The sequence below is a fragment of the Aquaspirillum sp. LM1 genome, assembly GCF_002002905.1.
Taxonomy (GTDB): Bacteria; Pseudomonadota; Gammaproteobacteria; order Burkholderiales; family Aquaspirillaceae; genus Rivihabitans.
On sequence record NZ_CP019509.1, the window covers coordinates 2,510,372 to 2,521,732 of the forward strand.

Annotated in this window: 9 protein-coding genes; all 9 read right to left on the minus strand. The window is 67.8% G+C overall.

The window, feature by feature from the left end; translation table 11 throughout:
- Positions 1-41: 41 nt before the first annotated feature.
- Positions 42-1,664 (minus strand): methyl-accepting chemotaxis protein, encoded by a 1,623-nt coding sequence (locus BXU06_RS10760; protein ID WP_171982194.1) that lies wholly within the window; start codon positions 1,662-1,664, stop codon positions 42-44.
- A gap of 299 nt (positions 1,665-1,963) precedes the next feature.
- Positions 1,964-3,469 (minus strand): multicopper oxidase family protein, encoded by a 1,506-nt coding sequence (locus tag BXU06_RS10765; RefSeq protein ID WP_077299412.1) that lies wholly within the window; start codon positions 3,467-3,469, stop codon positions 1,964-1,966.
- Between the two features lie 156 nt (positions 3,470-3,625).
- Positions 3,626-4,012: a hypothetical protein gene (locus tag BXU06_RS10770; protein ID WP_077299414.1), complete on the minus strand. Its 387-nt coding sequence runs from the start codon at positions 4,010-4,012 to the stop codon at positions 3,626-3,628.
- A gap of 3 nt (positions 4,013-4,015) precedes the next feature.
- Positions 4,016-4,762, minus strand: a complete 747-nt coding sequence (gene rlmB, locus BXU06_RS10775; protein WP_077299416.1) for a 23S rRNA (guanosine(2251)-2'-O)-methyltransferase RlmB — start codon at positions 4,760-4,762, stop codon at positions 4,016-4,018.
- A 136-nt stretch (positions 4,763-4,898) separates the two neighbouring features.
- Positions 4,899-5,267 carry a hypothetical protein gene (locus BXU06_RS10780; protein WP_077299418.1) on the minus strand — a complete coding sequence of 123 codons (369 nt, stop codon included), beginning with the start codon at positions 5,265-5,267 and terminating at the stop codon, positions 4,899-4,901.
- A gap of 29 nt (positions 5,268-5,296) precedes the next feature.
- The gene (locus tag BXU06_RS10785) at positions 5,297-8,401 is read right to left on the minus strand and encodes an efflux RND transporter permease subunit (protein ID WP_077299420.1); all 3,105 of its coding nucleotides are present in this window, start codon (positions 8,399-8,401) and stop codon (positions 5,297-5,299) included.
- 13 nt (positions 8,402-8,414) lie between these two features.
- On the minus strand, positions 8,415-9,566 hold the full coding sequence (locus BXU06_RS10790; protein WP_077299422.1) for an efflux RND transporter periplasmic adaptor subunit: 1,152 nt from the start codon (positions 9,564-9,566) through the stop codon (positions 8,415-8,417).
- Positions 9,563-10,099, minus strand: a complete 537-nt coding sequence (locus BXU06_RS10795) for a hypothetical protein (RefSeq protein WP_077299424.1) — start codon at positions 10,097-10,099, stop codon at positions 9,563-9,565. Before BXU06_RS10795 ends, BXU06_RS10790 begins: the two co-directional genes overlap by 4 nt.
- On the minus strand, positions 10,096-11,289 hold the full coding sequence (locus BXU06_RS10800; protein WP_077299426.1) for a TolC family protein: 1,194 nt from the start codon (positions 11,287-11,289) through the stop codon (positions 10,096-10,098). The genes BXU06_RS10795 and BXU06_RS10800 overlap by 4 nt, the downstream gene beginning before the upstream one ends.
- Positions 11,290-11,361: the final 72 nt, after the last annotated feature.

Consider the following 11,361-nt stretch of genomic DNA (forward strand, 5'->3'; position numbering starts at 1 on the left):
CTGTCCGCTCCGGCGGGCAACTGCCGGATAAATAACCAGAATCAATACGAAAAACGGGCCATCGCCTGTTTCATGGTTTCCGCCGCCTGGGTCAGGGTCTGGCTGGTGGCCACGGCCTGCTGCACCAGGCCGTGGTTCTCGGTGGCCATGGCGGCAATATCGCGGGTGTGGCCCAGAATCGCGCCGGCGGCGCTGGATTGCTGCTCGGCGGCATGGGCCAGTTGGTGCATGGATTCATACGAAGCACGCGAACGTTCGCTGAGCGTGGCCAGCGGCTCGACAATGCTTTCCACCTGGGCCACGCCCAGGCGCACGTCGCGGGTGCCGGTGTCCATGCTGTGCACGGCGGCTTCGGTTTCCTGGCGCATGGCGTCGATCATGCCGTGAATATCGCGGGTGGACTGGGTGGCACGGGTGGCCAGCGCGCGCACCTCGTCGGCCACCACGGCAAAGCCCCGGCCATATTCACCGGCGCGGGCGGCCTCGATGGCGGCGTTCAGCGCCAGCAGATTGGTCTGGTCGGACAATTCCCGAATGGTGTCCACACTGCCGGCAATGGTGTCGGAACGTTGCTGCAGCGCGTTCACCTCGCGGGCCGAGGCGGCCACGGTGTCGGACAGCCGGCCCACGTCGCGGGCGGCGTCGGTCACCAGGCTGCGACCGCGTTCGGCCAGCGCCACCGCTTCTTCGGCCAGGCCACGGGTGCGCTGGGCGGTTTCTGCCACGCCATGGGCCTGCTGGTTCAGCGCCTCGACGGCGCTGGCGATGGTTTGCGCCATGCGGTCCTGCGCCTGCGAGCGCTGGGCAATCTGCCCGGCGGCCTGCGACAGGCTGTCTGCCGCGTGGGTCACCCGGCTGGCCTCCTGATTGACCGAGCCAATCATGGTGCGCAAATTATCCTGCATCTGCCCCAGCCGGCGCAGCAGCTGGGCCGGCTCGTCGCGGCCTTCGCTGGCCATGGGGGTGCGCAAATCGCCCGACGCCACCCGCTCCACCGCCGCGCCAGCCTCACGCAGCGGGCGGACAATGCTGCGGGTGATCAGCAAGGCCAGAATCACGCTGACCAGCACCGACGCGCCGGCCAGGGTGAGCATGAACCAGCGCGCCTGCTGGGCGTCCGCCCGGTTGGCGGCAGCGGCCTGATTGGTACGCCCGGTTTCCAGCGCCACCACCTGATGGCTGGCCGCCACCAGCGCATCCAGCGCCGGCAGGGTGCGTTGTTCCAGCAACTTTTGCGCCTCTGCCCGTTCATCCCCTTCCAACAGGTCGGCGGCATCGACAAAAATCTGGTTATACGCCTTGCCCAGGGTTTTGACTTGCTCCAGCAGGCGGGTTTCTTCGGCGTCGTCGGCCAGGGCCACCAGTTGGGCCAGGGATTTGTCCAGCAAGGCCTTGTTGCTGTCGATGTCCTTGTACAGCGGAATCCGCCCGTCGCGGTCTGGCGCGGCCACCAGCCGCACCAGCTTCATGGCGTTTTGCCCGGCGGTTTCCGCCACGGTATGCGCCAGCTCGGTCTTGATCAGGTCGCGCTCGACAATCTGCTGGGTGCCGGCCTGCATGGCGTTGATGGCCAGGGTGGCGGCACCGGCAATCAGCGCCATCAGCACCACCAGCAAGGCAAAACCCGCCCCCAGACGTGGGCCAATGGTAAGTTGACGTAACAAGGCAATCTCCGGGCCAGATGGCGGTAAGGGTGGCGGTAAAAAAACAGTCAGCCATACAAGGCTAAATGCAGCAACAACGCCCTCCACCTTGGCAGGGGAGGACGATTGTCTGAGGGTGTCTGTGCTTGCCATCCGATGCGCAACGCGCCGGGTCGGCGCAGCGAGCGGGTCTGGGGCTTGGTCGCAGCAGCAGGGGCTTACCTTACCACGCGCCAGAAAAAAAAATCGACCCTATATGCATTTAAACTGCACAAACACCGTGCGGGCACGCCCACGGCACTGGCGCGCCCGCGCCGGGGTCAGCCAAGCACGCGCAGCGTGGCCATCATGCCCTGGTCTTCATGTTCCAGAATATGGCAGTGGAACAGCCGGTCGCCGGCCAGCTGCTGAACAAAACGCAGCGCCAGCGACTCACCAGGGCGCAGATTGACCACATCGTGCCAGCCCAGCCAGGGTTCAGGCCGGCGGCGCTGTCCGGCGGCTTGCCGCCAGCGGATCTGGAACGCCGCACCGTGCAGATGGAAGGGATGGTCCATGTCCGAGCGGTTATGCACGGTCCATTCTTCCACCTGCCCCACCCGGCCAGTGAAATCGGCGCGGTCCATGTCGTCGTAGCTGCGCTGGTTGATCAAAAACGCCATCTGGTGCTTGCCGCCGTCCATGCGCATGGTTTCACTCAGCACCACCTCACGGCGAATGGACGGCGTGGACAGGGGCGTGATGTCCGCCAGACGGGCGGGCAGGCGCGGGCGTTGTCCTGCGGCCTGCGGGCGATACTGTACGGTCAGCAGCGCTTCCGGCTGGCTTTGTTCGGCGCTGACCATCTTGCCTCGGGCATACGGCAGCGACTGCAACACCACCCGGCTGCCAGGGGCGGCATCCAGCGCCACCAGCACATCGGCGCGCTGGCCGGGCACCAGTTGCAGGATACGAACGGGCGGCAGCGCGGTGGCCAGATAGCCACCGTCCGTGCCAATCTGCACCCAGGCATGGCCGGGCAGGCTCAGCGTCAGATAACGGGCGGCGCAGGCATTGATCAGACGCAAACGCAGCCATTGCCCAGCCTGGACACTGAGCACCGGCTGATACTGGCCATTGACCAGCAGCAGGTCGCCTTCGCGGCCATCCATCCAGTCGGCATCGCTGTGCGGGGCAATCTGGCCGTCAGCCAGCAGGCGCTGGTCGGTGACCATCAACACCTGTTCATCGATGCCGTCCACCGGCAGCGGCTCGTCGTGGCGGCGCACCCGAATCGGCCCGGCCAGGCCCATGGCCACCTGGGCAGCGGTGCGGCCATGCGGGTGCGGGTGGTACCAGAACAGCCCGGCACGATCCGGCACGGTAAACTGGTAGCGCCGCTGGCTGCCCGCCATCACGGCATCACGCGGGTGGCCATCTTCGCTGGCCGGTACTTCCAGGCCGTGCCAGTGCACATTGCTGGCTTCTGGCAGCGCATTGGCAAAGTCGATCTGCACCGGCTGGCCAGCCTGCCAGTCAAACAGCGGCCCCAGCGCGGGCTGGTTATAGCCCCAGCTGGGGCTGCGCAGGCCATTGCCCCAGTCGAGTACGCCGGGTGCGGCGCGCAGGCTGGCCTGGGTGCCCAGGGTGGGCCAGACCGCCAGCGGCGCGCCAGCGGGCGGGCGCGGCGAAGCCCCTGCGGCTGGCGCGGTGGGCATGGTGTGGCCCATGGCGGCATGGTCAGGCGGCGCGCTGGCACCATGGGCGCTGTGGTCGGTTTGTGCGCGGGACAATAAAGGAAACAACGGGGCCGCCAGGCAGGCGGCAAGCAGGGTGCGACGATGCATCAGTAAACTCCTGAGCGCCGCTGGCGCACGGCCTGACGCGCATTTCCCAATGCCGCTGCCGGGATTGGGACAGCGAAGAACGCGGGGCGCAGGCGGGCAACACAGCGGGCCATGGTACGGGGACCATGCCAGGCAGGCATGGCGTGACGATGACCATCAGCCGGTCAGGGAGCTACTGAAGCGCGGGGGTTTGCCCAGCGGCGGCTCGCTACGCGAGCGAAATGCCAGGCGGCGAGGCACGGGCGGATGGCTCAAGGTCAGCACCAGCATCGGCAGCGTGCTGAGTGCTTCCGGCAGCAGCCAGAGCTGGCAGCACGGGGCCGACAGGCTGGCATGCCCGGAAATCGGCTTGGGCGTATGGGTGCTGCTGGCGCTGGCACCTTGGGCCATTGGGTGACAATCGGGCATGCCGGCGGCGGCGCGATCGGCTTGCCCTCCTGATATCAGGCAGACCCATAACGCCAGCAGCACCAGGCCCAGCCCCCAGCCATCGGGCTGACGGGCCAGCCAGGCACACCGCGCAAAGCGCCGCCTGGCGGTCATGGCTCAGCCCGCCGCCACCTGGCGCTGGCGGCGCGATTCGGCCAGCACCATGCCAGACGCCACCGACACATTCAGGCTTTCCACTGTGCCAAACATCGGGATATTCACCAGCACATCGCACAGTTCGCGGGTCAGCCGGCGCATGCCCTCGCCTTCCGAGCCCATCACCCAGGCCAGCGGCCCGGCGGCATCGCAGTGGAACAGGTCGGTGGTGGCGTCCATGGCGGTGCCGGCAATCCACACGCCGGCGTCTTTCAGGTCGCGCAGGGTGCGCGCCAGGTTGGTGACGGTGACATAGGGCACCACTTCTGCCGCGCCGCAGGCCACCTTGCTCACCGTGGCGTTCAGCCCGGCGGAGCGGTCTTTCGGGGCAATCACCGCGTGTGCGCCCATGGCGTCGGCCACGCGCAGGCAGGCCCCCAGATTGTGCGGGTCGGTTACGCCGTCCAGCACCAGCAGCAGCGGCGCTTCGGTCAGGTTGTCCAGCACGTCGTCGAGGGTGACGTAACTTTTGTTGGTGTCGATCAGCGCGGCAATGCCCTGGTGGCGGGCGTGGCCGCTCATGCCGTCCAGCCGGGCGCTGTCTACCGACAGAATGCGGATGCCTTCGCTTTCGGCTTTCAGGATGGCGTCGCGCATGCGCGCATCGTGGCGGCCAGTGGCGACGTACAGCTCAAGCAGGCTTTTCGGGTTTTGAAATAGGCGGGCGTTAACGGCATGGAAGCCGTAAATCAGTTTTTTATTGGACACGGCCAGACTTTCGACATTTGCAAATTGACCGCTATTTTAAGCCAGCCAAGGCATGGCGCACGGGGGAGCGCAGGAATATTTTGTGGACGCACGCCCGCGCCCGGCCTGGCCAAGCTGAGCCCGCCCCGCGCCACGCTCAAGGCAGGCTCAGCCGCACCTGATCCAGCGGCAGGCCGGGCTGGGTGACGCGCACCAGTGCCTTGGCACCGGGCAGCGGCTTGAGCGCGGCGGTGAGCTTATTGTCGCCAGCCGGCGTCAGCGCGGCGGTTTGCTTGCCTTGTGCGCCCAGCAGCACCACATCGCCGCTCACGCCCTGGCTGGCCAGCAGTTTGTCCGAGTGCGAGCGCAGATACACCGCCAGGCCTGCCGGATCGGCAGCCAGCTCAATGCGCAGGCCGGATGGCGCTTCTGCCATCACCCCGCCATGCATGGGTTTGAGCACGCCGTCCGCCCAGGCAGTGGCGGTGACGGATAACAGGGACAACACAATCAGACTGGATTTCATGGCAAAGGCCTCAGTAAGGGGTGAATCGATCAAAATACGGTGTCGTCGGCCTGTGCCAGCAATTTTTCCAGCGGCGCACGGCCCAGTCGGGCAAACAGTAAAGGGGTAAGCAGGGTGTCCAGCACGGTGGCACTGAGCAGGCCACCAAAAATCACCACGGCCACCGGGTGCAGAATTTCCTTGCCTGGCGCATCCGCCGCCAGCAGCAGCGGGGTGAGCGCCAGCGCGGCGGTCAGCGCAGTCATCAGCACCGGCGTCAGCCGCTCCAGCGTGCCACGCACAATCATCGCCTGGCCAAAGCTTTCGCCCTCGAATTTGCACAAATTCAGGTAATGGCTGATTTTCAGAATGCCATTGCGGGTAGCGATGCCGGTCAGGGTGATCAGCCCCACCAGCGAGGCCACCGACAGCGTCAGCCCGGCCAGCCACATCGCCGCCACGCTGCCCACCCAGGCCATCGGGATGCTGCCCATGATCAGCAGCGCCAGCCGCGCCGAGCGGTAACGGCTGTACAGCGCCATGAAAATCAGCGTCAGCGAGATCAGCGCCAGCCCGGCAATACGCCAGGCGGCTTCTTCCTGCGCCTTGAATTGGCCTTCCAGGCTGACAAAATACCCCGCCGGCAGCGGTGCGGCGGCCAGCGCGGCGCGGATGTCGGCAATCACCGCCGCCATGTCGCGCCCATCGGTGTTGGCGGCAATCACCATGCGTCGGCGGCCGTTTTCCCGGCCAATCTGGTTGGGGCCATCGCCTTCTTCGATCTGCGCCAGCTGCGCCAGCGGAATGGCACCGTGCGGAGTATCGATCAACAGGCGGCCCAGCCCGGCCAGGTCGCGCTCGGTGTCGGGCAGGCGAATCACCAGCTGAAAGCGGCGCGCACCGTCGGCAATCTGACTGACCACCCTGCCTTCGGTCAGCGCCTCCAGCCGGGCCAGCAGCGCGCCGGGTGCCAGGCCATACTGCGCTGCCTGGGCGTAGTCCACCCGTACCTTGATTTGCGGAATCAACACCTGTTTTTCCACTTGCAGGTCGGCCAGCCCGGCCACCCCGCTCAGCCGCTCGCGCAGCTGCGCTGCCTGGCCGCGCAAGGTGTCCAGGTCATCGCCATACAGTTTGATGGCGATTTGCGCGCGCACCCCGGACAACAGATGGTCCAGCCGGTGCGAAATCGGCTGCCCCACTGCCACCGCCGCCGGCAGGCTGGCCAGGCGCTGGCGGATGTCTTGCAGCACCGCCTCGCGCGGCCGCGCCGACGGGCGCAGGTCCACATCCAGCTCGCTGGAGTGCACGCCCTCAGCGTGTTCGTCCAGCTCGGCGCGGCCTGTGCGCCGGCCCACGCTTTTGACTTCGGGCACTGTCAGCAGCAATTGTTCGGCCAGTAGTCCCAGGCGATTGGATTCGCTCAGTGCCGTGCCAGGGTTGAGCAACAGCGACACGGTCAGCGTGCCTTCGTTGAACGCCGGCAAAAAGGCACGCGGCAGCCAGGCGGCGCTGAGCAGCACGGCGGCACCCAGTGCGGCGGCGCTCAGGCACAGCGCGCGCCAGTGGCCAAAGCCCCAGTCCAGCGCGCGCGCCACCTGGTGCTTGAGCTGACGCACCAGCCAGCTATCGGCATGCTGGCGCGCCGCCAGCGTGGGCAGCAGCCAGTAGCACAGCACAGGTGTCACGGTCAGCGCCACCAACAGGCTGGACAGAATCGAGGTGATATAGGCCACCCCCAGCGGGGCAAACAGCCGGCCTTCGATGCCAGGCAGGGCGAACAGCGGCACAAACACCAGCACCACCACCAGGGTGGCCACCACCACGCCAGAGCGCACCTCGTTGCAGGCGGCGACAATCACCCGCAGGATGTCCGCCGCCGTGCGCTCGGCTGGCAGCGCCTTCAGCCGGCGCAGCACGTTTTCCACATCCACCAGCGCATCGTCCACCAGCTCGCCGATGGCGATGGCCAGGCCGCCCAGGGTCATGACATTGATCGATTGATCCAGAAGCTGGAACACCCCGATGGTGACCGCCAGCGACAGCGGAATGGCGGTCAGCGAAATCAGCGTAGTGCGCACATTCAGCAAAAACAAAAACAAAATCAGCGCCACCATGATGGCACCGTCGCGCAGCGCCTCGGCCACATTGACCACCGAAGCCTGAATGAAATCCGCCTGGCGGAACGACACCTGCGGCGCGTGCATGCCAGCGGGCAGGCGCTGGCTCAGACCGGCCAGCGCGGCTTCGATCTGGGCGGTCAGTTGCACCGAATCGGCCTGTGGCTGTTTTTGCACGCTGACCACCACGGCGGGCTTGCCGTTGTAGCCAGCGTCGCCGCGCTTGGCGGCGGCGGCAAATTTGACTTGCGCCAGCTGACGCAGCAGCACCGGCTGGCCATTGCGCTCGGCCACCGCCAGGTTTTCCAGGTCTTGCAGGCGCGTGGTCTGGCCCAGGTGGCGAATCAGATACTCGCGGGCGTGCTGCTCCAGAAACCCGCCGCTGGCGTTGCCGGCAAAGCCGCGCAAGGCGTCTTCCAGCTGGCTGAGGTTCACCCCCAGCCGCGCCATGGCGGCGCTGTCCGGCTCCACCCGAAACTGGCGCACTTCGCCGCCAATCGGAATCACCTGCGCCACGCCCGGAATCGACAGCAGGCGCGGGCGCAGCACAAAGTCGGCAAATTCGCGTACCTGCATCGGGCTGACCTGGGCCGGGTCAGCCGGCAGGGCAATCAGCATGATTTCGCCCATCACCGAGGCAATCGGCCCCAGCGTCGGGCTGACGCCGGGCGGCAGTTGTTCGCGGGTTTCCGCCAGCCGCTCGGCCAGCATCTGCCGGTTGCGGTAAATGTCCGAGCCCCAGGCAAATTCGGCGTACACCACCGATAAGCCAGCGCCAGACACCGAGCGCACCCGCTGCACACCGGCTATGCCATTCAGCGCGGCTTCCAGCGGTTGGGTGACACGCAGTTCAACGTCTTCCGGTGCCATGCCGCCGGCTTCGGTCATCACCGTCACCATGGGCTTGTTCAAATCCGGAAACACGTCCACCGCCATACGGCTGGCGTTCATGCCGCCCCAGGCCATCATCAGTACGGCAAACACCAGCACAAACAGGCGATTGCGCAGGCTGTGCTCCACCATCCAGCTCAACATGTCGGCGCGTCCTTTAGCGAATCTGGTTCAGCAGTGCGGCACCGGCGCTCACCACCCGGCGGCCAGCCGGCAGGTCGCGCACCAGCACGTCCTGGCCGTTCAGCGGCTCCAGCTGCACCGGCCAGGGGCGGAACCACTCGGCACTGTCGTGCAGCCACACCACCGGCTGGTTGGCGCTGTTGCGCTGCACGCTGGCCGCTGGCAGCGCCACACCAGACACTGGCGCGCCGCTTTCCACCCGCAGTTTCACCGACTGGCCCAGTGCCAGGGGCAGCGCATTGCGCCCCTGTGGGGCGAACAACACTGGCAGCGCGCCATCACGAAATGCGCCGGCGCGGCTCACCGCCTGCCAGGGCACCGCGCTGCCGGCCAGGCTGGCACGGCCCAGGCGCTGGGCCATGGCCGGATCGTGCACCAGCGCTTCCACCCGCAGCTTTTGTGGGTCCACCACTTCAAACAGCAACGCGCCGGCTTCCACTTGCTGGCCGTTGACGGCATTGGCCTGGCTGAGCACGCCGCTGGCCGGCGCACGCAAGGCTTGCCGCCCGCCGGCGCGGGCCAGGGCCGCTGCGCGCTGGTGCAGGCCTTCCGCCTCGGCGCGCTGGGCGTCGATTTCGCGTGCGGCCACAGTGTCGCGCAGGCTTTCCAGCCGCGCCAGCTGCCGCGCCGCCTGCGCGGCTTTTACCCGCAATTCGGCCAGCTCCGCCTGAGCGCTGGCGCGCTCGCCAGCACTCAGGCTGGGGCGCAGATAGGCCAGCAGCTGGCCCTGGCGCACAGCCTGGCCGGCGCTGGGCAGGCCATCCGGCCCGGCCTCCACCGCGCCGGCCAGGCTAGCCTGCACCCGACCCCCGGCGTTTGGATCCATCACCACATGGCCGTTCAGCTCCACGCTGGGGCGGTGTTCGCCGACCACGCCCAACTGGGTGCGGATGTCCAGCCGGCGCTGGCTGGCCTTGTCCAGCCACACCCGGCCGTCTGGCACGCGCTGGGGGCGCTGGGGGCGCTGGCCCAGTTGCGCGGCGGCTGGGTTGGCGGGGACGGTGGGCACAACCGCCGGCGCAGACGCGTCGTGGTCGTGAACTTCGTCGCCGTGGGCGTGCGCCCATGGCGCAGCCAGGCAGGTGGCCAGCATCAGGGCGGCGTGCAGCGGGGTTGGGCGGCTCATGGCGAAATCCTTGAAGGGGTGGATTGGCGCCGGCGACGCCAGGCCCAGCCGGCGGCCAGCGCCAGCCCGAGCGCTGCGGCCACCACGCCAGCGGCTGGGGCTGGCGCTACGGCGCTGGCAGTTGGCGTAGCGGCGGCGGGCAGGCTCAGCGTGATGGCAAGCAAATCGGCGCGCTCGCCGGCTTCAATGGTGAAACTCAGCGGATGGGGGCCGGGCTGGCGCAGCCAGGGGGCCTTGAGCAGGTATTCGCCAGGCGCGTGTTCGCGGGCCTGGGCTTGCCAGCCAGAGCCGCGCTCGACCTCAATGCGCGCGCCGCTGACTGGTGCATTGCTGGCAAAATCGTCCAGATACAGGCGCAGTTGTTCGCCTTCGGCGATGATCAGCAGCTCGAACACTTCGCTGTGGGCATCCGCGCGCGGTGCCACGGCTTGGCCAAGCGCAGGCGGGGCGGCGTCATGCACTTCGTCACCGTGCGCCCCGGCTGCGCTGGCCAGCAGCCAGGCGGCTAAAAAAAACAGCGTGCGCCAGATCATGGCAGGGCTCCAATGGCTTGCAGATAACGGGAGTGCGCGCGCCCGGCTTCCAGTTGGGCGCGCTCGGCTTGGGTGCGGGCATCATGCAGTTCGCTTTGCGCTCGCAGTTGGTCGGGCGCACCCAGTTGGCCGGCGTGCACGGCGCGCTGAATCCAGCCCAGCCGCTGTTCGGCCAGTTGCCAGGCTTCGGCCTGGACGCGCGCCTGTTGCAGGCCCAGTTCACGCGCCAGGCGCGCAGTGTCGATATCCTGGGCCAGTTGCTCGCGGCCAGCGTACAGCTCGGCCAGTGCCTCACTGAGTTCAACATTGGCCTGCGCCAGGCGCGGGCCATTGCGCGCCTGACCGCCAAACGGGATTTTTAGCGCGAGTTTGACCAGGTTTTGATAAGGCTCGCTGCGTGCGCCGCGTTCGCGGGTGAGGGTGAGCGCCAGCTCGGGGGCGTCGCGGCTGTCGCCGTTAACGTGCGCCAGCCGGGCCTGGGCGGCGGCAACGCGCGCATCCAGGCTGGCCAGCAGCGGATGGGCGTCGGGCAGGAGGGTGGGATGTGCGGGCTCGGTGTGCTGCGGCAGCGTGGCACCGCGTGCGGCGGCAGTAAACTGGTTGGCGGCGCGGCGCGCCTGCGCCTGGGCGCGCAGCCAGTCGGCTTGGGCCTGGGCACGGGTGCCAGCGGCCTGGTGATGCACCAGCGGCGCGTCCTGGCCGGCTTTCACCCGCCGGGCTGCGTCGGTTTCCAGCGCACTGAGCATGTGCAGCCGCTGCTGGGCGGCGGCAGCCTCCAGCTCGGCCAGCCGCGCCTCCCACCAGGCTTCGCGCAGCACGCCCGCCAGTTGCCAGCGCGCCAGCGCGCGGGCGTGCTGCTCGGCGTCTTGTTCGCGCTCGGCCAGGCGGCGGCTCAATTCACGCTGGCCCCACAGCCACAAGGGCGCGCTCAGCTCGAGTTCCCACTCGCGCAGGCCGGCATCGCGGTCCAGGCGGTCGCTGCGTTGCGAGACAGTCAGCGCTGGCGGGCCGGGCAGCCAGGCCGTGCTGGCCTCCAGCTGGCTTTGCCGCAGTTGCTGGCGTGCCTCGCTGACCGGCTGGCGCGCCGCCCAAGCGTGGGCAAATGCCTCGGCCAGGCTGGCGGCCTGTACCGGCACGGCCAGCCCCAGCCCGATGGTCAGGGCCAGCGTCAGGAAAAAAGACGGTTGCATGGATGCCCCGCTCAAAAATGGCTGAGCGTGCAGTATTGATGGTGCTGGCCGTCGGCAAGCTGACGGCAACAT

What these genes read in the sequence shown, in the direction of transcription:
- BXU06_RS10765 (WP_077299412.1), bottom strand. Translation starts at nt 3,469, where the DNA reads ATGCATCGTCGCACCCTGCTTGCCGCCTGCCTGGCGGCCCCGTTGTTT.
- BXU06_RS10770 (WP_077299414.1), bottom strand. Translation starts at nt 4,012, where the DNA reads ATGACCGCCAGGCGGCGCTTTGCGCGGTGTGCCTGGCTGGCCCGTCAG.
- BXU06_RS10780 (WP_077299418.1), bottom strand. Translation starts at nt 5,267, where the DNA reads ATGAAATCCAGTCTGATTGTGTTGTCCCTGTTATCCGTCACCGCCACT.
- BXU06_RS10785 (WP_077299420.1), bottom strand. Translation starts at nt 8,401, where the DNA reads ATGTTGAGCTGGATGGTGGAGCACAGCCTGCGCAATCGCCTGTTTGTG.
- BXU06_RS10790 (WP_077299422.1), bottom strand. Translation starts at nt 9,566, where the DNA reads ATGAGCCGCCCAACCCCGCTGCACGCCGCCCTGATGCTGGCCACCTGC.
- BXU06_RS10795 (WP_077299424.1), bottom strand. Translation starts at nt 10,099, where the DNA reads ATGATCTGGCGCACGCTGTTTTTTTTAGCCGCCTGGCTGCTGGCCAGC.
- BXU06_RS10800 (WP_077299426.1), bottom strand. Translation starts at nt 11,289, where the DNA reads ATGCAACCGTCTTTTTTCCTGACGCTGGCCCTGACCATCGGGCTGGGG.